General features: G+C 68.5%; 21 protein-coding genes and 1 riboswitch. Of the genes, 4 read left to right on the forward strand and 17 right to left on the reverse strand.

Annotated features, from left to right (window positions below; translation table 11 throughout):
• Positions 1–206 precede the first annotated feature (206 nt).
• Genes C1H66_RS02605 through C1H66_RS02615 form a run of 3 tightly spaced genes read left to right on the forward strand, consistent with a single transcriptional unit; the run spans position 207 to position 2,961 of the window.
• Positions 207–1,121 carry an ABC transporter substrate-binding protein gene (locus C1H66_RS02605; protein ID WP_240618193.1) on the forward strand — a complete coding sequence of 305 codons (915 nt, stop codon included), beginning with the start codon at positions 207–209 and terminating at the stop codon, positions 1,119–1,121.
• Positions 1,122–1,132: 11 nt separating this feature from the next.
• Positions 1,133–2,200, forward strand: coding sequence for a FecCD family ABC transporter permease (locus tag C1H66_RS02610; protein WP_102626356.1), 1,068 nt, complete (start codon positions 1,133–1,135; stop codon positions 2,198–2,200).
• On the forward strand, positions 2,197–2,961 hold the full coding sequence (locus tag C1H66_RS02615) for an ABC transporter ATP-binding protein (protein WP_102626357.1): 765 nt from the start codon (positions 2,197–2,199) through the stop codon (positions 2,959–2,961). The genes C1H66_RS02610 and C1H66_RS02615 overlap by 4 nt, the downstream gene beginning before the upstream one ends.
• A gap of 61 nt (positions 2,962–3,022) precedes the next feature.
• Here C1H66_RS02615 and C1H66_RS02620 read toward each other — a convergent pair whose 3' ends face one another.
• The 11 genes from C1H66_RS02620 to cobT form a co-directional block, all read right to left on the reverse strand.
• Positions 3,023–3,799: an ABC transporter ATP-binding protein gene (locus tag C1H66_RS02620; protein ID WP_102626358.1), complete on the reverse strand. Its 777-nt coding sequence runs from the start codon at positions 3,797–3,799 to the stop codon at positions 3,023–3,025.
• On the reverse strand, positions 3,799–4,806 hold the full coding sequence (locus C1H66_RS02625) for a FecCD family ABC transporter permease (RefSeq protein ID WP_370741276.1): 1,008 nt from the start codon (positions 4,804–4,806) through the stop codon (positions 3,799–3,801). Before C1H66_RS02625 ends, C1H66_RS02620 begins: the two co-directional genes overlap by 1 nt.
• The gene (locus tag C1H66_RS02630) at positions 4,787–5,650 is read right to left on the reverse strand and encodes a cobalamin-binding protein (protein ID WP_102626359.1); all 864 of its coding nucleotides are present in this window, start codon (positions 5,648–5,650) and stop codon (positions 4,787–4,789) included. Before C1H66_RS02630 ends, C1H66_RS02625 begins: the two co-directional genes overlap by 20 nt.
• A gap of 46 nt (positions 5,651–5,696) precedes the next feature.
• On the reverse strand, positions 5,697–7,556 hold the full coding sequence (locus C1H66_RS02635) for a TonB-dependent receptor domain-containing protein (RefSeq protein WP_102626360.1): 1,860 nt from the start codon (positions 7,554–7,556) through the stop codon (positions 5,697–5,699).
• 122 nt (positions 7,557–7,678) lie between these two features.
• A riboswitch (cobalamin riboswitch) is annotated at positions 7,679–7,908 on the reverse strand.
• A gap of 52 nt (positions 7,909–7,960) precedes the next feature.
• Entirely contained in the window at positions 7,961–8,389 is a 429-nt protein-coding gene (locus C1H66_RS02640; protein ID WP_102626361.1) for a bifunctional adenosylcobinamide kinase/adenosylcobinamide-phosphate guanylyltransferase, read from the reverse strand.
• A complete protein-coding gene (locus C1H66_RS02645; protein WP_102626362.1) occupies positions 8,341–8,982 on the reverse strand; it encodes a histidine phosphatase family protein in 642 nt (213 codons plus the stop codon). Before C1H66_RS02645 ends, C1H66_RS02640 begins: the two co-directional genes overlap by 49 nt.
• Positions 8,934–9,692 (reverse strand): adenosylcobinamide-GDP ribazoletransferase, encoded by a 759-nt coding sequence (cobS, locus tag C1H66_RS02650; RefSeq protein ID WP_102626363.1) that lies wholly within the window; start codon positions 9,690–9,692, stop codon positions 8,934–8,936. The genes C1H66_RS02645 and cobS overlap by 49 nt, the downstream gene beginning before the upstream one ends.
• Positions 9,689–10,222: a bifunctional adenosylcobinamide kinase/adenosylcobinamide-phosphate guanylyltransferase gene (locus C1H66_RS02655; RefSeq protein WP_102626456.1), complete on the reverse strand. Its 534-nt coding sequence runs from the start codon at positions 10,220–10,222 to the stop codon at positions 9,689–9,691. The genes cobS and C1H66_RS02655 overlap by 4 nt, the downstream gene beginning before the upstream one ends.
• The gene (gene cobD, locus C1H66_RS02660) at positions 10,219–11,313 is read right to left on the reverse strand and encodes a threonine-phosphate decarboxylase CobD (protein WP_102626364.1); all 1,095 of its coding nucleotides are present in this window, start codon (positions 11,311–11,313) and stop codon (positions 10,219–10,221) included. Before cobD ends, C1H66_RS02655 begins: the two co-directional genes overlap by 4 nt.
• Positions 11,310–12,293, reverse strand: a complete 984-nt coding sequence (gene cbiB, locus C1H66_RS02665) for an adenosylcobinamide-phosphate synthase CbiB (RefSeq protein ID WP_102626365.1) — start codon at positions 12,291–12,293, stop codon at positions 11,310–11,312. The genes cobD and cbiB overlap by 4 nt, the downstream gene beginning before the upstream one ends.
• Positions 12,290–13,339 carry a nicotinate-nucleotide--dimethylbenzimidazole phosphoribosyltransferase gene (gene cobT / locus C1H66_RS02670; protein WP_102626366.1) on the reverse strand — a complete coding sequence of 350 codons (1,050 nt, stop codon included), beginning with the start codon at positions 13,337–13,339 and terminating at the stop codon, positions 12,290–12,292. The genes cbiB and cobT overlap by 4 nt, the downstream gene beginning before the upstream one ends.
• Before the next feature lie 133 nt (positions 13,340–13,472).
• Between cobT and C1H66_RS02675 the strand changes: the two genes are divergently transcribed.
• A complete protein-coding gene (locus tag C1H66_RS02675; protein WP_102626367.1) occupies positions 13,473–14,561 on the forward strand; it encodes a PA0069 family radical SAM protein in 1,089 nt (362 codons plus the stop codon).
• 159 nt (positions 14,562–14,720) lie between these two features.
• Here the strand turns inward: C1H66_RS02675 and C1H66_RS02680 are convergent, their stop codons facing one another.
• From C1H66_RS02680 to C1H66_RS02705, 6 genes are all read right to left on the reverse strand, one after another.
• Positions 14,721–15,584 (reverse strand): DUF2797 domain-containing protein, encoded by an 864-nt coding sequence (locus tag C1H66_RS02680; protein WP_102626368.1) that lies wholly within the window; start codon positions 15,582–15,584, stop codon positions 14,721–14,723.
• A complete protein-coding gene (locus tag C1H66_RS02685; protein WP_102626369.1) occupies positions 15,568–15,852 on the reverse strand; it encodes a YeaC family protein in 285 nt (94 codons plus the stop codon). The genes C1H66_RS02680 and C1H66_RS02685 overlap by 17 nt, the downstream gene beginning before the upstream one ends.
• Before the next feature lie 12 nt (positions 15,853–15,864).
• A complete protein-coding gene (locus C1H66_RS02690; RefSeq protein ID WP_102626370.1) occupies positions 15,865–16,716 on the reverse strand; it encodes a rhomboid family intramembrane serine protease in 852 nt (283 codons plus the stop codon).
• A gap of 178 nt (positions 16,717–16,894) precedes the next feature.
• On the reverse strand, positions 16,895–17,881 hold the full coding sequence (locus C1H66_RS02695) for a metallophosphoesterase (RefSeq protein ID WP_102626457.1): 987 nt from the start codon (positions 17,879–17,881) through the stop codon (positions 16,895–16,897).
• 19 nt (positions 17,882–17,900) lie between these two features.
• On the reverse strand, positions 17,901–18,797 hold the full coding sequence (locus C1H66_RS02700; RefSeq protein ID WP_102626371.1) for an NAD(+) kinase: 897 nt from the start codon (positions 18,795–18,797) through the stop codon (positions 17,901–17,903).
• Between the two features lie 63 nt (positions 18,798–18,860).
• Entirely contained in the window at positions 18,861–19,730 is an 870-nt protein-coding gene (locus C1H66_RS02705) for a carboxylate/amino acid/amine transporter (RefSeq protein ID WP_102626372.1), read from the reverse strand.
• Between the last annotated feature and the right edge of the window lie 86 nt (positions 19,731–19,816).

Raw genomic sequence — 19,816 nt, forward strand, 5'->3', positions numbered from 1 at the left:
TGGTAGCTGGCAATCGAGGCGCCGACATGCAAAATGCAGTGCTATGATCGCCGCCCACCAGGGTCGAATTGGCCAATACTCTCCCGCCACCCGGATTTGACGCGATGAATTACGCTCGACGACTACTGGCATCTCTCGCTTTTTTCCCAGCACCATTTATTATGGCGGATAGCACCGATTACCCCCTGACATTGACGAATTGCGGCATGGAAATCAGCTTCTCGTCCGTACCAGAAAGCACGGTTACCGTCGGGCAATCGGCTACGGAAATCCTCTATGCACTGGGACTTTCCGAGCAGGTATCCGGGACATCCGTGTGGTTCAATCCCGTGCTGCCAGAGTTCAGCGAGATCAATGCCGATATCGAGCGTCTCGCCGACAACGATCCGAGTTTCGAGTCCGTCATCAGCCGCAGGCCCGATCTTGTCGCTGCCCAATATGAGTGGCACGTTGGCCCCACCGGCAGCGTGGCGAGCCGGGAGCAGTTCCATGAGCTCGACATCGCCACCTACATCATGCCGGCCGACTGCGACACCAAGGACAACAGCACCGGTGGCGACGGCACGCGCATCGCCGCCTTCTCCCCTGAACACGTCTACAAAGGCATCAACGAGCTGGCCAGTATCTTTGATGTCCGCGAAGCCGGAGATGCCCTGGTCGCCGACCTCCAGTCGCGCGAGGCCAGCGCCATCGAGAGTGCCAGGCGCCTTGAGCTGCCGGAAGACCTGTCAGCGGTATTCTGGTTCTCCTCCCCCGACGAGTCGGCGGATCCCTTCGCCGCCGGCCGGCTCGGCGCGCCGGGCTACATGATGGATGCCTTGGGCATCCATAACGTGGTGGAATCCGATGAAGAGTGGCCAGTGGTCGGCTGGGAAACCATCGCCCGGGCCGATCCCGATATCATCGTGGTTGCCAGCATGGACCGCCGCCGCTTCCCGGCAGACGATATCGCCAATAAGCTCGAATTCCTGCATGGCGACCCCGTGACCCGCGAAATGTCGGCAGTGAAAAATGGACGTATCATCGAGATGGATGCCCATGCGATGAGCGCCACCATGCGCACGATTTTCGGTCTCGAAACGCTGGTCGAGGCCCTGTCGACGCTGCCCTTCGACCAGTGATCCTTCGACCAATGATTTCGACCCTGGCTTTGCGCCCGGCGCTACCTATTCGCTGGCACTGGACCTGGCTGACGCCATTGATCCTGTTCATGGCGATAATGGCCGGCACCGCAATCGGCGAGACGCCGATTGCGCTGGATACCATTTTCAAGGTGCTGGCCAATCAACTCTGGGGGGGGCAGCACGCGGTGGATCGGATCGACGCCGGCATCATCTGGAACTACCGCCTCAGTCGCGCCATTCTTGCCGCCTGTTGCGGGGCCGGACTGGCACTTGCCGGCGTGGTACTGCAGGCACTGCTGCGCAATCCCCTGGCCGACCCCTTCCTGATGGGGATTTCCGCCGGCGCCTCCACCGGTGCCGTGGCGGTGACCATCGCCGGGTTTGGCGCTGGCGTCGTCACGCTCTCCCTCGGCGCCTTCGCCGGGGCGGGGCTGGCGTTCGGCCTGGTGGTGATGCTCGCCCATGCCGCCGGCAGTGGCACCGGAGGCGGACGCAGTACTCAGGCCGCGGGGGCCATCATCCTGGCCGGCATCGCCGGCTCGCAGCTGTTCAATGCCCTCACCGCCTTTATCATCGCCAGGTCGGCGAGCGCCGAGCAGGCGCGGGGCATCATGTTCTGGCTGATGGGCAACCTCTCCGGGGTGCGCTGGGAGGATGTCTCCCTGGGATTGCCCGCCGCCGTGGCCGGCCTGCTGGTCTGCCTGTGGTACCGGCGGGCGCTGGATGCCTTCACCTTCGGTGCCGACAGCGCCGCCTCGCTGGGCATCCCCGTGCGCCGTGTCCGCGGCATCCTGATTGCCAGCATGGCCCTGGTCACCGCCGTCATGGTCTCCATGGTCGGCGCCATCGGCTTCGTGGGACTGGTGATTCCCCACGCCATGCGCTTTCTGGTCGGCAGTCGACACACCCGGCTGGTGCCCGCCTCGGCGTTGGCCGGCGCGGTCTTCCTGATTGCTGCGGATATCCTCTCGCGCATCCTGGTGCCGGGGCAGGTGCTGCCGATTGGAGTCGTCACGGCGCTGGTCGGCGCCCCGGCCTTTGCCCTGATCCTGGTACGTGGGACGAGGACGAAATGAGGCTGGCCGCCGAACACATCGACTGGTCGGTCCATGGCCACCAGCTGCTGGATGATGTCAGCCTCACGATAGAGCCCGGCGAAACCTTCGGCCTGATCGGCCCGAACGGCTCGGGCAAGACCACTCTGATGCGGGTGCTGGCCGGACTACGCAAGCCCAGGAGCGGGCGCGTACTGGTGGACGATGCGTCGATGTACGCGATGCACCAGCGCGACATCGCCCGGATCATCGCCTTCGTCGAGCAGCAGGCCGAGACCCTCGACCGTATCGTGGTTCGCGAGGCGGTGGCCCTGGGCCGGACGCCCTTCCTCTCGGCGCTGCAGCCGTGGTCGGAGCAGGATGACGCCATCGTCGCCCAGGCTCTTGCCAATGTCGGCATGACACATCTTGCGGATCGATTCTGGCATACGCTGTCCGGCGGCGAGCGCCAGCGCGTCCACATCGCACGCGCCCTGGCCCAGCAGCCGAGGATCCTGCTGCTCGACGAGCCCACCAACCACCTCGATATTCGTCACCAGTTGTCGATCCTGTCGTTGGTCCGGCAGCTGTCGGTCACGGTGGTCATCGCCCTGCATGACCTCAATCAGGCCTTGGACTGCGACCGCATCGGCGTGATGGATGGCGGTCGCCTGGTCGATGTCGGCCCACCCAGCCAGGTGCTGACGGCCGCAAGGCTGCGCCATACCTTCGGTGTGCATGCCGATTTCCTCGATGATCCCGTCGATCATCGCCGGATCATGCGCTTCCGCAGCGCCCTGTAAAGCCTCCGAAAGCCCTGCCCGCGTAGCCCGCCATTGATAGCGCTGGCAGGCCCACTTGGCGCTATCTCACGGGTACGAAGACAGGCGCGCCGTCGATCTCGGCGGTGGCCAGGCGCTGGCCGTACAACGCCTCGAGCGCGGCAGGCTCCAGCATGGCGTCGCGCGGACCCCAGCATGCCTCGCCGTCGGGATAGAGCAGCAGCAGGTTATCGCACCAGCGCGCCGCCAGGTTGAGATCATGCAGGCACATCATCACCGCGCGCCCTTCCCCGGCCTCGGCGGCCTGCTCGGCGAGCAGCGCCATCACCGCGGTCTGGTGGTGCAGGTCGAGATGGTTGGTGGGCTCGTCGGCGAGCCAGATCCGTGGCGCCTGGGTCAGCACCGTGGCAATGGCCAGGCGCTGTCTCTCACCGCCCGAGAGCGTACTGACCAGTCGCTCGGCCAGGTGATCGACGTCGAGTCGCTCCAGCGCCGCCTCGGCCAGGCGCAGGTCCTCGCCGCCCTCCATCTGCCACGCCGAAAGCCACGGGTGGCGGCCGATCAGCGCGGTTTCGCGCACCGTGGCGGGAAAGCCGTCCTGGCGATCCTGGAACACCAGCCCCAGGAGGCGCGCCACCTGTCGCCGGCCAAGCGCTGCCAGCGGGCGGCCATCGATCAATACCTGGCCGCCACGCGGTGCGCGCAGCCCGGCCAGGGTATGCAGCAGCGTGGTCTTGCCGGCGCCGTTGGGACCGAGCACGCCCCATACCTGCCCCGGTTCGATACTGAACGACAGCGCTTGGCCGCTGCGCCGTCCCGGCACGTCGATGACGAGTTCACGCGCCTCGAGGCGGCTCATCAGCGGCTCCGATAAAGCAGATAGAGGAAGGTGGGCACGCCGAGCAGCGCTGTGATCACCCCCACCGGCAGCTGTTCCGGGGCGATCAGGGTGCGCGCCAGGGTGTCGGCCAGCACCAGCAGGGTACCACCGGCCAGGGCGCAGGCCGGCAGGATCAGGCGCTGGTCGTTTCCCAGCACCAGCCGCAGCATGTGCGGCACCACCAGGCCGACGAAGCCGATGCTGCCGGCGGTGGTCACCGCCATGGCGGTGAGCGCGCTGGCGGCGAGATGGATCGCCCACTCCAGCGGGCGCACGTTGACCCCCAGCGCTGCCGCCTGCAGCGGCCCCCGCGCCATCACGTTGAGGCTGCGGCCCAGCGGCATCAGCAGCAGGCAGATCAGCAGCAGCAGCGCCAGCGGCGGCCAGGGCGTGCGTGAATAGGAAAGATCCCCCATCAGCCAGTAGAGCATGCCGGGCAGGCGCTCGGCGGGGCTTATCGCCAGCATCAGGGTGATCACCGCGCCCCAGCCGGCGGCCACCACCACCCCGGTGAGCAGCAGCCGCGATGGCGTCCAGCTACCGGTGCCGTGGGCCAGGCCGAAGACGAGCAGCGTGGAGAAAAAGGCACCGGCAAAGGCGGAGCCGGTAATCACCGCCCCGCCCAACCCCGCCAGCATCGCCGCCAACGCCCCCACCGCGGCGCCGCCGGAGAGGCCCAGCACATAGGGGTCGGCCAGCGGATTGCGCAGCAGCACCTGCATCAGCGCCCCGGCCACGGCGAGCAGGCCACCCACGGCGAAGGCCGACAGCGAGCGGGGCACTCGCAGGTCGAGCACCAGGGTGCGCGCCAGCGGGCTGCCCTCGCCTAGCATTACCGCCCAGACATCACCCAACGACAGCGCGACACTGCCCACCGTCACCGACAGCAGCAGCGCCGCCAACCCCAGCAGGGCCAGCACGGCCAGCGGTGGCCACAGCGAGCGACGCGCTCCCGGCGTCATCGCCTCAGCGCCTGGCGCGGGCATGATCGAGCTTCTCGCAGAACAGTCGGCTACCCTCCAGCAGCCGCGGCGTGGGCCGCTGAATCAGCGAGGGCGGCACGAAGTAGAGGTTGTCGCGCTCGACCGCCGTCAGGCTCGGATACTGCTCCCAGTGAGTCAGCCAGTCGCGGTTCTCCTCACCCATGCCGCCGGCAACGATCGCCTCGGGATCGGCGGCGAGCACCGCTTCATCGTCGATGCGTGGCACCAGGCGCGACAGCTCGCCGAAGACGTTGACGCCACCGCACAGGGTCAGCACCTTGCCGATGAGGTGCTCGTCGTTGACGGTCATCAGTGGCTCGCCCCAGACCTGGTAGAACACCGTGACCGGCTCGGCGTCGGCATAGCGCTCGGCGAGCTCCGCCATGCCATCGCGGAACTCGGCGGCGACGCGACCTCCCTCCTCGCGGGTGTCGGCGAGCAGCGCCAGCCGCTCGACGGCACTGGAGACGCCCTCGACATCGCGCGGCTCGATATAGAACACCGCCATGCCCAGGTCCTCGAGGGTCTCGAGCTGCTCGGGCGGGTTGCCGGTGACCCAGCCGATCACCAGGTCCGGTTGCAACGCCACCAGGGCCTCCAGATCCATGCGGGTGTGGCTGCCCACCGAGGTGACCGCCTTGGCTTCCGGGGGGTAGTCGCTGTAGGCCACCACCGCCACCACCTTGTCGCCCGCCCCCGCGGCGTAGGCCAACTCCGTCGCCCCGGGCGACAGCGCGGCGATGCGGGTGGCCGGCGCATCGAGGCACACCTCGCGGTCGCGGTCGTCGGTGGCGCAGAGCGCATCGGCGCGCGCCTCGCCGACGCCCAGCCCCGGCAGGCCTAGCAATGCAACGAGAACTGCAGCGGGGCCAAGGGCCCCGCCGAGCCGGCCGCTACTGGCCGAAGTGAACACTGACGAAGGCCGCGCGGCCGGCGTTGATGTAGTCACGTGAGGTTTCGTACTCCTTGTCGAGTGCGTTCTCTACCGTCAGCCGGGCCGACCACAGCGGGGCGAACTGCCAGCCGGCACGCAGGTTGAGCGTGCCGAAGCCGGCCAGACGATGCTCGTTGGCAACATCGTCATAACGGTGGTTCTGAGCAGTCCAGGAAGCACCAAGCTCCCAGTCACCGAATTCTCGATCCACGTCCAGGCGCAGACTGCGGGAGGCACGGCGCGGCAAGTTATTTCCGGTTTCGCGATTCTCCGTGTCGAGATAGGTAAGCGCGACCTGAAGAGTCCAGTCATCCAGCTCTGCACCGGATGCCAATTCCGCTCCACGAATGCGCGCGTCGGCCACGTTCGTCGGGCGATAGCGCACCACATCAGGTGCCGGCGAGTCGCTGGCCCAATCGATCAGGTTATCGACATCGGTCTGGTATAGAGCAAAATCCCAGAATAGAGATCGATACTGGCCTCGTACACCGAGTTCGTAGGTGGACGAAGTCTCGGCTTCGAGTTCTTGGTTACCTTCGAACAGATAGGTAGTCCCAAAGAAGGTGCTTTCTTCGTAGGGATAGTAGAGATCATTAAACGTCGGGGCTCGAAAAGCCGTGCCATAGCTGGCACGCAGTGTATGCCAGTCATCGAGCGCATAGCCCAAAGCCAGGTTGCCGGTAAGCTCGTCTCCAAAGGCCTCGTTGTCGTCATGGCGCAGGCTTGTTTGCAGGGTAACGGGGTGGAAGTCGAGAAGCCCCTGGGCAAACAAAGCACGGTTGTCACGGCTCTTCTCGGTATAGTTTTCCGTGGTAGTGACATCGTCGCGATCGAACTCCGCCCCGAAGATCACATCGTGAGGACCGAAGCGCAAGGTGTTCTCCCACCGAGCGGTGCGTAGGCGAGTATCGAAGGTGGAATCGCCAAAGGTGCGCTGGCTTTCCTGCTCGTCCCGAGACTCACTCAGGGTCAGGCGGCTGCGCCAATTATCCGTAACAGGCAGTTCTCCATATATCCCGGCCACCTGTTGTACGAAGTCGGTATCGCCATTGTCGATCTCAGTATTGCCCCGTGCACGCAAGGCCATTGCTCCGATCTCAGAGCCGTTGTCAAAGGTATGAGAGAGTCGCGCCAGCCCGCTGGTGTTGTCGAAACCCTTGTCCTCGCCGTCGCGTCGAATGGGCCGGCCATCGGTGCTGAAGTGGCTGCCGGCGAAGGTGTAGCGGGTGCCCCCACTGCCGCCGGAAAGCCCGGCGCTGTAGCGCTGGGACCCGAAGGAGCCGCCGCCGGCGGACATCCGGGGATGCGGACCGCCTTCTTCCGCTTCATGAGTGAAGAGCTGCACCACGCCCCCCACCGCATCGGCCCCGTAGAGGCTGCCGCGCGGCCCGCGTACGATCTCGGCACGCTGGAACAGGCGCGGGTCGAGGAACTGCCAGGCGGGGCCACCGGCCGTCGCCGAACGCAGGCGAATCCCGTCGATCAGCAACACATGCTGGTCGCTGTTGGTGCCGCGGATGAAGACGCTGCTGTGCTTGCCGAAGCTACCATTGGTGCTGACGTCGACCCCTGGCTGGCCACGCAGCAGGTCGGTGAGACTGGTCGGATCCTGGCGACGCAGGGTGGCCTCGTCGAGCACGGTGACCGAAGCGAGACTCTGGTCGGCGGTACGCGGCGCCAGGGTGGCGGTGACCACCATCGGATTGAGGCGCAGCGACTCCTCCGTCTCGGCTGCGGCGGTCTGGGCATTCACGGTCAACGGCAGCGCGGCGAGACCGAAGGCGGCCAGGCCACGGACGGCATGGATTCTGGTGTTCATGGGTTTCCCTTGCTCGCCGTGCCTACCCGCACGGTCGAATGGCGTTGTTATCGCCGGGGCAAGGGGATCGAGGAAGAGGGAAAACGACGGCGCCTGCCCTGCCTCGAGGTCGCCCACCGCAACCCGGCATGATCTCTCGGGCCGGTCTCCGGGCTGACGAGCGGAAGCGGTGTCTGGAACACCCGGCTTCCCGAACGACCGCCTTCCCGTGCCTGGGCACAGTGGCATGAAGGCCGTTCTTGTCTCGATCACCGTTGCGGGGGCAGCGTCGGAATGGCGGCATGGGAGCGCGCACCGACTTCCCGTTTCACCGGCGGATATTGCCGCCGGTACCTGAGAGTCGAGGTAAGCTAGCAACCCCACCGGAGAGCGTCAACGCGCATCTGCCCCGGCCTTGACCTGGCTCAGCCCAGCCGCCGCACCAGGCCATGGCGTACGTACCACACCGCGTCGCTGCGCCTGGCGGCGTCCTGGGCCAGCCAGCCGACCAGGTCGCGCAGCCGGCGCGCCTCGGCGGCCATGGGCACGATGCCGCGGCCCATCTCCGGCAGGATCAGCACCACCTCGAGAGCCATCTCGCGTTCGGCATCGACAAGCGCGGTAAGCCCCTCGCCCCACTCGCGGCGCAGTCGGTCGTCGTCGGGCGTCGCAACCAGCGCCGCCTCGAGCCAGGCCGTCCAGCCGGTCAGCACCAGCGGATGGCCGGCCATCGCCGTCTCGCGCCAGGCCCCCAGGGGGGCGCCGGGGGCGAGACGGTGCCAGGTCGCCGCGGGGAAGCGCCCGCTTACCGCGTCGCGCTTGCCGGCGCAGGCACCGCCGATGAAGAGCTGCATCGCCAGCCTCCTTCCTGGTGAACGAAGACGAATCGCCGGCCCTGGGCCTGCCCCACGCTGCCCGCCCAGAAGTCGATCGCCTCGAAACGCCGGCGCAGCTCGCGGATGACCCCGCCATGGGTCATCGTCAGCACACGGCGGTGCCCGCCGGCCTCGGCGGCCACGAGCAGCTCGCCCAGCCACGCCCCCAGGCGCTCGCGCAGGGCGGCCGCCGACTCGCCGTTCGGCGGCGCCTGCTCGCCGCGGCTATCGATCCACTCGCGGTACGCGGCCAGCTCCTTGAGCTCGGCATAGCACTTGCCCTCGTAGTCACCGAAGTCGAGCTCGCGCAACCGCGCATCGAAACGTGTGGCGCCGCCGGGCTGCCGCCCCTCGAGCACGTAGGCCAGGGACTGGCGACAGCGGGTCAGGTCGCTGCAGTGGACGGCATCGAAGCGCTCCGCGGCCAAGTGGTCGCGCAGCCGGTCCAGGTCCGGGCGCGCCTCGGGCAGCAGCAGCGGGATGTCGCGCTGCCCCTGGTAGCGCTGCTCACGATTCCAGGCGGTCAGCCCGTGGCGAACGACCACCAGCTCCAGGCGATCAGCAACAGCCATAGCTCTCCTCCCTCGATGGCGGCACCGACGATATCGCCGTTGATGCCCTTGAAGGCACGTATCATCGCCGCGCCATATGTCAGCAGGAAGACCGGCAGCGCCACCAGCAGCAGCGGCCAGCCCGGCAGCCACCCGAGGAGCAGCGCCGGCGGCACCAGCGCGAGCAGCAGGTCGCGGCGATCGAGATGCTGCTTCCAGTGCCAGGCCAGCCCCTCGGATCGTGCCGCCGGGGCCAGCACCAGCAACGCCACCGCGCCGAGGCGTCCCAGCGCCGGCACCAGAGCGAGCAGCACCGGACTGACCCGGGCCTCCAGCAGCGCCCACAGCAGCATGGCCTTCCAGGCGAGCAGGAACAGTAGCGCCAGGATGGCGAAGCTGCCCACCTGGGGATCCTTCATGATCGCCCAGCGCTTCTCCAGCGGGGCATTGCTGCCCAGCGCATCGGCCACGTCCATCAGGCCGTCCAGGTGCAGGCCGCCGGAGAGCGCCACCCACAGGCTGAGCAGCACCAGCGCCAGCAGCGGCGTGGGAAGCCGCTCCTGCAGCAGCAGGTAGACGCCGGCCAGGACGGCACCCAGCAGCAGCCCCACCAGCGGGTAGCAGCGCACCGCCCAGCGGCTGGTCGCGGCCGTCCAGGGAGATTCGACCGGTACCGGCAGCCGGGTCAGGAACTGGATCGCCAGCAGCAGCCCGTAGCCCGCTTCCCTCATCTCGCCTCCTTCCAGTCGATGGGCAGCCCGGCGACCACCTCGACCACCCGGTCGGCCTCTATGGCCAACTGACGGTGCAGCCGCTGCAGGAAGGCGAGATAGCGCCACACCTCGGGATCCCGCGGCGGCAGGTCTTCGTTGATGTCGTTGGAGACCACTACCAGGGCGATCGACTGCCCCCGGGCACGGGCCAGCAGTTCGCCCAGCACGCGCTCGCCCTCCGCCGCCGGGCCTCCACCGCCGTAGAGCCACTGGCTGGCCCACAGGGTCAGGCAGTCGAGCAGCACGGTGCCGCCGGCCTCGACCCGGGCCAGGGCCGCGTCGAGCGCCAGCGGCGCCTCCAGGGTGAACCAGCCGTCGCCACGCTCGCGGCGATGACGGGCGATGCGCGCCGCCATCTCGCTGTCCGAGGCCCGGGCAGTGGCCAGGTAGTAGCGCCGTCCACCGCGCCCATGGTGCCACTCCCGGGCCAGCCGCTCGGCGAAGGCGCTCTTGCCGGAACGCGCCCCGCCGCTGACGAAGGCGATCATGCCGGCCTCCATGCGGCCAGGGTCGTCAGCAGCCGCTCGTTGTCGGCGCGTCCGCGCAGCGCCAGGCGCAGCCAGCCGCCGTCGAGGCCGGGGAAATTATGGGTATGGCGGGCCAGGATGCCGGCCTGCAACAATCGCCGCAGCAATGCATCGCCTGTTGGCGGGCCACTGCCCTGGCGCACCAGAAAGAAATTGACCCGACTCGGCACCACCTCGAGGCCCAGCGACAGCAGGCCCGACTGAAGGCGCGGACGCTCCTCACGCAGCCAGGCATGGGTGCGATCGAGGAAGTCGCTATCCGCCAACAGGGGCGCCACCAGGGCAGCGGAAAGGTGATTGACGCTCCAGGGGGGCTGGCCAGCCTGGAGCCGACGGATCGTCTGCGCGCCTGCCAATATATAGCCCAGCCGCAGTCCCGGCAGGGTATACAGCTTGGTCAGGGAACGCAGCAGGATCAGGTTGTCGAAATGTGCCAGCAGCGGAGTCAGCGCTTCCCCTGGCTCATCGACGAAATCAATGAAGGCCTCGTCCACCACCACCGTGACGCCCTGCTGCCGCGCCGAATCGAGCAGCCTCTCCATGGTATGCCATGGCAACAGGGTGCCGGTGGGGTTGTTGGGCCGGCAGAGAAACAGCACGTCGGCCTGGCGGAGCGGGGAGGCGAGCCTGTCCGGGTCCAATGCGAAGGCCGGTGCCGCCAGGGGAAGCGAGGTGATCTGGAGACCATGTGCCGCGCAGGCCCGGGCATACTCCGAGAAGCTCGGCTCGACGATGACCGCCTGGCCACGGGCATGCAGCCCGGCGGCCAGGAAGATCGCCTCGGCCCCGCCGTTGGTCGGCAGTACCTGATTAGGGTCAACGCCTTCGTGACGGGCGATCGCCTCGCGTGGCTCTGTGTAGCTCGGGTCGGGGTAGCGGGCTAGTCCCGCCATCGCACCGGCAATGGCATCGCCCAGCCAGTCGGGCGGCCCCAGCGGATTGATATTGGCGCTGAAGTCGAGCAGCTCATGGTCGGCGGGCAGGCCGAAACGCGCCAGCAGCGTCGCCGCCTGTCCGCCGTGACTCGGCCAGGCCTCGTCGGATCGCCTCATGCCAGCCACTCCCGCACCAGCACCGCCGGCAGCATCAGCAGCAGGAAGGCCGACCAGCCCCCGTGCATCAGGCGAATCGCACGGCCGATATGTGCCACCCCGAGGGCTTCGAGGGGCTCGCCGAGGAGGGCGCGGCGGGAAAGCACGCCGCCGTAGCGGTTGACGCCGCCCAGTTGCACGCCGAGCAGCCGGGCCACCATCGCCTCGGGCCAGCCGGCATTGGGGCTAGGGTGGCGTGGGGCCTCCCGCCGGGTCGCCGCCAGGGCGCCGCGATGCCGCCAGTGCCCGGGCAGCCCCCGGGCACCGAGCCACAGGGCCAGGGCGGTGAGGCGCGCCGGCAGCCAGTTGGCCAGGTCGTCGAGGCGGGCCGAGGCCCAGCCGAAGTCGGCATGGCGAGCGTTGCGGTAGCCGACCATCGAATCCAGGGTATTCACCGCCTTGTAGGCCAGCGCCAGCGGCGCCCCGCCGAGCAGCGCCCAGAACAGCGGCGCGGTGATGCCATCCACCGTATTCTCGGCCACGGTCTCCACCGCGCCTCGGCTGATCTCGCCCTCGTCCAGCGCCACGGTATCGCGACCGACGATCATCGCCAGCGCCCGTCGCGCCCCCGGCAGGTCACCGCGACCCAAGGGCGTCGCCACCGCCCGCGCGGCATCGCGCAGCCCCTTGATCGCCAGGGTCGTGGCCAGCAGCCAGAGCTCCGCCGCCAGGGCCAGCCAGGGGTCGAGCCGGCCGAGCAGCGCGAGCAGCCCCCAGGCGAGGGCGTAGGCACCGAGCACCACCACCGCCGTCAGCAGGACACCCCTGGCCCGGCGCGCCGCCGCCGAGCCGTGGTTCCAGGCCCGCTCGAGGCGAGCGATCATCCACCCCATGCCGACCACCGGGTGGGGCAGGCGGCGGGGATCGCCGACCCACAGGTCGATAGCGATGGCCGCCAGCACCAGGCCCAGCAGGGGCAGGCTGAGGGGAGCCTGGCTCATGCCCGGTCGTCGCCGGCCACGCCGGCGTCGGCAAAGGTCGCCATCTCCGCCAGCATGTCGCAGGCGGCCTCCAGCAGCGGGAAGGCCAGCGCCGCTCCGGTGCCCTCGCCGAGCCGCAGCGCGAGGTCGAGCAGCGGCTCGGCGTCGAGCGCGGCCAGGGCCACGGCATGGCCCGGCTCCCGGGAGCGATGCCCGAACACCAGGTAGTCGCGCGCGCCCGGGGCGAGACGACAGGCCACCAGCGCCGCCACCGTGGCGATGAAGCCGTCGACCAGCAGCGGCACGCGGCGTACCGCCGCCTCCAGGCAGGCGCCGGCCATGGCGGCGATCTCCAATCCGCCGAGACTCGCCAGCACCCCGAGCGGGTCCGCCGGGTCGGGGGCACGCGCGGCGATGGCGCCCTCGACCACCCTCCGTTTGTGGGCCAGGCGGGCGTCGTCGATGCCGGTGCCGCGCCCCACCAGCCGCGCCACCGGCTCACAGGTCAGCACCGCCAGCACGGCGCTGCTGGCAGTGGTGTTGGCGATGCCCATCTCGCCGACGATCAGGCAGCGACAGCCGGTCTCGACGGCCCGCCCGGCCGCCCGCCGCCCCGCTTCGATGGCCGCCTCCGCCTCGGCGCGGCTCATGGCGTCCCGGTGGGCGATGTTCGCCGTGCCGGGCCGCACCTTCTCGTCTACGACGCCCTGGCCGGACACGGCGCCGGCCACGCCGACGTCGATCACCTCGAGTCGCGCCCCGATCCGGCGGGCGAAGACGTTGATCGCCGCGCCGCCGGCGACGAAGTTGGCCACCATCTGGGCCGTCACCTCTTGGGGAAAGGCCGAGACGCCCTCGTCGGCGACGCCGTGATCGGCGGCGAACACCAGCACGCCGGGCGGCGTGACCCGGGGAAAGGGCTCACCGGTCATCGCGGCCAGGTCCACCGCGAGCCGCTCCAGGCGGCCCAGGCTGCCCGGCGGCTTGGTCAGGGTATCGAGGTAGGCACCTACGCGCTCGCCGAGGCGCCGGTCGGGTGCGGCAATGGGCAGGGGGGTATCGGTCACGGGGCCGCTCCAGGTAGGTCATCCATGTCGGGCCGCTCATGTTACCAGAGTCATGGCCGTCCTCCGCAGGACGGCTGACATACTGCCGACACCTCTCTATACTGTTTATATATACAGTACCTGGAGGGCCGCCATGAGCACGAACCGCCATCGCGACGCCATGGTCCGCAAGGGGCGTGGCGCCACCTTCGACCCGCGCAACCGCTTCGCCCCCACCGTCAGCGAGGCCGTCGATGACGGCTGGTGGCAGGAGGCGGTCCCCGAGCGGCTGGCCACCGAGGTCCGCGACGAGCGCACCCGCAGCGCCCTGTCGTGGAACACCTCGCCCGACCTGCCCTTCGATCGCTCGCTCAACCCCTACCGCGGCTGCGAGCACGGCTGCATCTACTGCTATGCCCGCCCCAGCCATGCCTACTGGGACCTCTCGCCGGGACTGGACTTCGAGACCAGGCTGATCGCCCGTACCGGCCTGGTCGAGCGGCTGGAGGAAGAGCTGGGCAAGCCCGGCTACGTCTGCCGGCCGATCGCCCTCTCCGGCAACACCGACTGCTATCAGCCGCTGGAGGCCGAACGGCGCACCACCCGCGCCATCCTGGAACTGTTGCTCGCGTGTCGCCATCCGGTCTCGATCGTGACCAAGAGCGCGCTGGTGCTGCGCGACCTCGACCTGCTGCGCGACCTCGCCGGGCACCGCCTGGTGCGGGTGATGGTCAGCCTGACCAGCCTCGACAGCGATCTCAAGCGCACCCTGGAGCCCCGTGCCGCCTCGCCCGGCGCGCGGCTGCGAGCGATCGGCACCCTGGCCGAAGCCGGCGTGCCGGTGGGTACCCTGGTGGCGCCGGTGATTCCCGGCCTGACGGATCACGAGATGGAGCGGCTGCTCGGCGCCGCACGAGAGGCCGGTGCCGACTGGGCCGGCTGGACGCTGCTGCGGCTGCCCCGGGAGGTGGCGCCGCTGTTCGAGGCATGGCTCGAGGCCCACTACCCGGAGCGGGCCGCCAAGGTGATGAGCCTGATCCGCCAGTGCCGCGGCGGGCTGGATTACGACCCGCGTTTCGGTCACCGCATGCGCGGTCAGGGTGTCTTCGCCGATCTGCTCGAGCAACGCTTCCGTGCGGCCTGTCGACGCCTCGGCCTCAACGCGCCCGCCACCAGCGAGGCCATGCGGCTGGACACCACGGCGTTCCGGCCGCCCCGGGCCCAGGGCGATCTCTTCGACTAGTCAAGGAATCAGTACCGCGGTCCCGGTGACCCGCATCGCACGCATCTCGTTCATGACCACCTCCAGCGCCGGCGCCCTACCCCAGCAGCATAAGGCAGGCCGCCATGGAGGCGTCGAAGCGTCAAGCCTTCCCAGGGCCCCGAACCGGCTGGCTCAGTCTCAGCTCACCCCCACCTCGTAGCCGGTGAACTTGCGCAGGTTGATCACCCCGCTGTCGAGGATCAGGTACTGGCCCTTGAGACCGAGCAGGGTACCGGCGACCTCGGGGTGCTTGTCGAGATTGTGGGAGACCACCTTGGTGGGAAACTCCAGCACCGGATAGTCGAAGGCGACCGGCGCCTCGTCGAGGGTGCGGATGGCCTCGGTGCCGAAGCGCTCGCGCAGGTTGGCGAGCCCGCCCTCCAGGCGTGCCAGCAGGCGGTCGCGCTCGGCGACCAGGTCCATGGGCTCGGTGTCCCCCTTGAGCATGGCGCGCCAGTTGGTGCGGTCCGAGACCTCCTCCTTGAACAGCACCTCGACGAACCCCGATTGCTGGCGGGTGTCGACCTCGAGGATCGGCAACGCCTGCACCGCCCCCTGGTCGAGCCAGCGGGTCGGCACCTGGGTGCGGCGGGTGATGCCCACCTTGAGCCCCGAGGCATTGGCCAGGTAGACCACATGGGGCTGGAAGCAGTGGCGCTCGCCCCACTCCGGCTCGCGGCAGGTGCCCTCGAAGTAGTGGCAGAGCTCGGGCTTCATGATGCAGGTGTCGCACTGGGCGAGTTTCCTGAAGCAGGGGTAGCAGTAGCCCTGGGCGAAGCTCTTCTTCGTCGCCCGGCCGCAGTGGGTACAGGCGATGGCGCCGGTCCACTCGAGGGCGAGCGGCCGGCCGAGCCGCGCGTTGAGGTCGAGACGCTGCTCGCCGACCCGCAGGGTATAACGTACCGCCTCCCCCATGGCGCCGGGGGCGATGGCCATCTTGGTCAGGCAACCCTGCACGGGCGTGGCGGCATCGATCCGGATCGTCTCAGTCACTGCCGACATCCCGGGCCAGCCCCGCCAGCTCCGGCGACACACCGGCCCCGCTGCTGGCCCCGCCACAGGTGCGCTGCTGGAGATAGCCGACCCGCTGCTCCTCGGGCACCCGGTTCTCCACTTCGTAGCGGATCACCGCCTCGAGGCAGAGCTCGGTCTGCTCGTCGGTCAGCCGGCGACCGTCCGGCCACTTGCGCAGGGCCACGGCCTGCTTGAGGCTGTCGTAGATGGCCGGGGTCATCTGCTGGATCATGCGCTCGAAGGTCATATCGCTCATCGGGATCGTCTCTCACTGCTTGCGGCGGGCTCTGCCGGAATGATACCAGCCCAGCACCAGGCCCACGACCAGCCCGCCCAGGTGGGCCTCGTTGGCGACGTTGCCGAAGCCCACGGCGCCCGCCATGTCGGTCATGGTGAAGAGCATCCAGCCGAGCATGAAGACCACCAGCATCTGCGGCACGAAGAAGCCGCTGCGCGGCGCACGGCGCGACATCAACCACACATAGCCGAGCAGCGCGAAATCGACCCCGGACATGCCACCGAACAGCACCGTGCCGGTGGCGTACTGGGCCAGATTCGCACCGATGCCCGCGGTGAGCAGGATCGTCAGCATGCGCCCGCTGCCCTGCAGCACTTCCACCTGACGGCCGAAGTACCACAGCCACAGCATGTTGAAGATCAAGTGCATCCAGCCGAAGTGCAGGAAGGCCGGCGACAGCAGCCGCCACACCTGGCCCGAGGCGAGCGCGTCGGTCAGGCTGCCGAAGGCCAGGCTACCGTTGACCACGCCGAGCGGCACGATGGCCAGCGCCGCGATGACACGGTCGCCGAGCACTCCCATCGTGGCGAACACCAGCAGACAGAGCGCGAGGGTGGTCGCGGCAACGGGCGCCTGGCGAAAGGGGACCATCAGGCTCTTGCCACCGGACGGCGCGGCGCGGCGCCGCTCGGGCATCAGCGACTCGCCGCGCTGCCAGCGCTCGAGCAGGCGCAGCATCGCCTCGTGCTGGGCCGGATCGATCAGCCACAGCACCTGGCCGTCGGCCTCCTCGGTGATGCGGTGGCCGATGCGGTGGGCCCACAGCGCGCGGCGCAGCTCACGGGTATCGGCATCATAGGGCAGCTGGATTACCCGGTACATGGCAGCTCCGGTGGTTGTCGATGCGGGGGTCGCGGCACGCCGGGGACGCACACAGAAAAAATCCGGCGGAGGGGGCCGCCGGACAAGAGCAAGGGATCATTCAAGGGAACACCTACTCTGATGGGCTTGATGTCCACGAGTTCAGTCCGTCGCCGGCTTTTTTGAGTAAAAAATTGTATCAATCGAAATCGATCTCCCAGGGCTGCGGGCGAGCCTGCTCCTCACGCGGCACGCGGATCCACACGAAGTGATTGGCATCCAGGCGGCGCTCGCCGCTCCAGCGATAGGCGACCAGTCGGCCGAACTTGACCGCACTGTAGTCCAGGCAGGCGACATTGGCGGCCGGCAACGCCGGAATCCCCTCGCACCAGTAGTGGCCGATGAACAGTGGCGGCTCCTCGGGACCATAGTGGCTGAGGCTCGCGCGCTCCTCGGCGGAGAGTGGCCGCAGTTCCAGATCGCCCGGCAGGTTGTCTGGCTGGAACACCACGTCGCCCCAGGTCTGCGGGTCGCGGGCCCAGAAGTGGGCGCGGAAGCTGCGCCGGGAGAAACCGTCGCCGGAGTGGATCTCCACCCCCTCGGGCAGCGGGATATGGATACCGCGAGTGAGCCGGTCGAGGATACGGAAGGCCCGGGTACCGGGCGTCACCGATTCCGCCAGGAAGTCCTCGTCGATGCGCCCATCGGGGAAATCGCGCCGCAGGGCATCGATCAGCGGCGGATCCCAGCAGGCGTGGACCACCCGCAGGCCATCGCGCTCGAGGCACAGCGGGATCTCCAGGAACCAGGCCAGCACCTCTTCCCACTCCTGGGGGTGATCGCGGAACTGCTCGAGGGTCTCCTTGATGATGCGGTTGTGGCGCGGCGTATGCCTGCGCAGCCACTCGTGCCCCTGGCCGGCCGGTGCCCGGTGGCAGTAGGCCAGGGCATTGTATTCGTGGTTGCCCATGACGATGAAGGCCTCGCCCTCCTCCACCATGCGCCGGGCAATGGTCACCGCCAGGCGGATCCGCGGCCCGCGATCGATCAGGTCACCGAGGAAGATCACCCGGCGACGTGGATGACGGTAGACCCCGCCGCGCTGATGGTAGCCGAGCTTCTCGAGCAGGGCCGCGAGCGTGGCGCCGCAGCCGTGTACGTCGCCGATCAGGTCGTAGCCTTCGATCCTGGCCTGTGTCTTCACGTCAGTCCCCCAGGCGGTTGCTCCAGCCCAGCTTGCTGCGCAGGACCTCGTAGAAATTGTGACCCAGGGGGTGTACCAGTTGCACCCGCTGCGGCTTGCGGCGGATCACCAGCACATCGTCGGGCTTGGCCACCGCGCGGGTCTGGCCATCGCAACTGATGTGGGGATAGGTCTGGTTGGTCTCGCCGATGTGCACACGGATCTCGCTGGCGGCATCGATGACGATGGGGCGGCTCGACAGGGTGTGGGGAAACATCGGCACCAGGGTCACCACATCGAGCCTGGGGTGCATGATGGGCCCGCCACCGGAGAGCGAGTAGGCGGTGGAACCGGTAGGGGTGGCCACGATCAGGCCATCGCTGCGCTGGCTGTAGACGAACTGCCCGTCGATGAACAGCTCGAACTCGATCATCCGCACGGCCTTGCCGGGGTGGATCACCACTTCGTTGAGCGCATCGCCACTGCCCGACAGCACACCGTCGCGATGCAACTCGGCATCCAGCAGGAAGCGTTCCTCCACCTCGTAACGGCCCTCGAGCACCCCTCCGACCCGCGCCTCGAGCTCATCGGGTGAGATATCGGTGAGAAAGCCCAGGCGCCCGCGATTGACGCCCAACACCAGGGTACCGCTATGGCAGAGCGTGCGTGCGGCGCCCAGCAGGCTGCCGTCGCCGCCGACCACGATCACCAGGTCGCAGAGTTCGCCGAGCATGCGCCGGCTGGCCTCGGGATGGCCGTGGTCGAGCAGTACCGTGGCGGTGCGATCCTCGATGATGACGTGATAGCCGCCCTCGTCGAGGAAGCGGATCAGCCGCTTGAGGGTGTCGACCACCCTGGCGCTGCCCAGACGACCGATCAGGCCGATGTTCCTGAAACCATCACTCTTGAAGGATTGCATGCACACGCCTCTCGCTTCGCGGCCGCTCATTATGGGGGCTGGCCGCAAGGCGGGCAAACGGCCTCAGGCCGTGGCAGGCGAGCGTCGGCGCAGCCACCACTCATTGAGCGCAAGCGATCCCACGATGATCGCGCCGCCCAGTGCCAGCCGCGGCAGGTCGGCATCGCGATTCCAGATCACCAGGTTGACCAGCAACCCGGCGGGGATCAGGGCGTTGTTCATGATCGCCAGCGCTCCGGCATCCACCCGGGTGGCGCCGAGGTTCCACAGGAAGTAGCCCAGTCCCGAGGCCACCAGCCCCAACCAGGCGAGCACGCCCCAGTGCACGCCGGTGGCGGGAAGCGCGGACGCATCGCCGAGCAGCGCGAAGGCCGGTACGGCCACCGCCAGGGCGCCCAGATAGAACCAGGCGAAGATGCTGTGGCGAGGCAGCGCCGCGGGCAACCCCGCGGAGAGTCGGCGGTATCCCACCTGCCCCAGGGCGAAGCAGAGATTGGCCCCCTGCACGACGAGAAAGCCCAGCCAGAAGCCGCTGTCGATGCCCTGGTAGCGGATCACCGCCGCCCCGGCCACCGCCAGGCCCGCGGTGACGAGGTGGAAGGGGGTGAAGCGCCCGAACAGGGCGTCGTCGAGCAGGGTGACGTAGAGCGGGGTGAAGATGGTGAACAGCAGCACCTCGGGCACCGAGAGCAGCAGGAAGGACTGGTAGAAGAAGATATACATCACACCGAGCTGCACGGCCCCCAGCCCCATCAGCGCCAGGCGCTGGCGGCCGCGCAGCAGCGAGGGGCGCAGGAAGGGCAGGAACACCAGCGCCGCCAGGGCGATACGGGTGAGGACCGCGAAGTAGCTGTCGACCTGGCCGGCGAGATAGACGCCGATCAGCGAGAACGAGAAGGCCCACAGTACGGTGACGCCGACGAGATAGCCCACGGTCAACTCCCGACATGAAAAAGGTTGACGGGATTATACCCGCATCCGCCGGGGCATCAATGTGACGGCATCAATCGCGCCGCCGC

This window comes from Halomonas heilongjiangensis, from assembly GCF_002879645.1.
Taxonomy (GTDB): Bacteria; Pseudomonadota; Gammaproteobacteria; order Pseudomonadales; family Halomonadaceae; genus Halomonas; species Halomonas heilongjiangensis.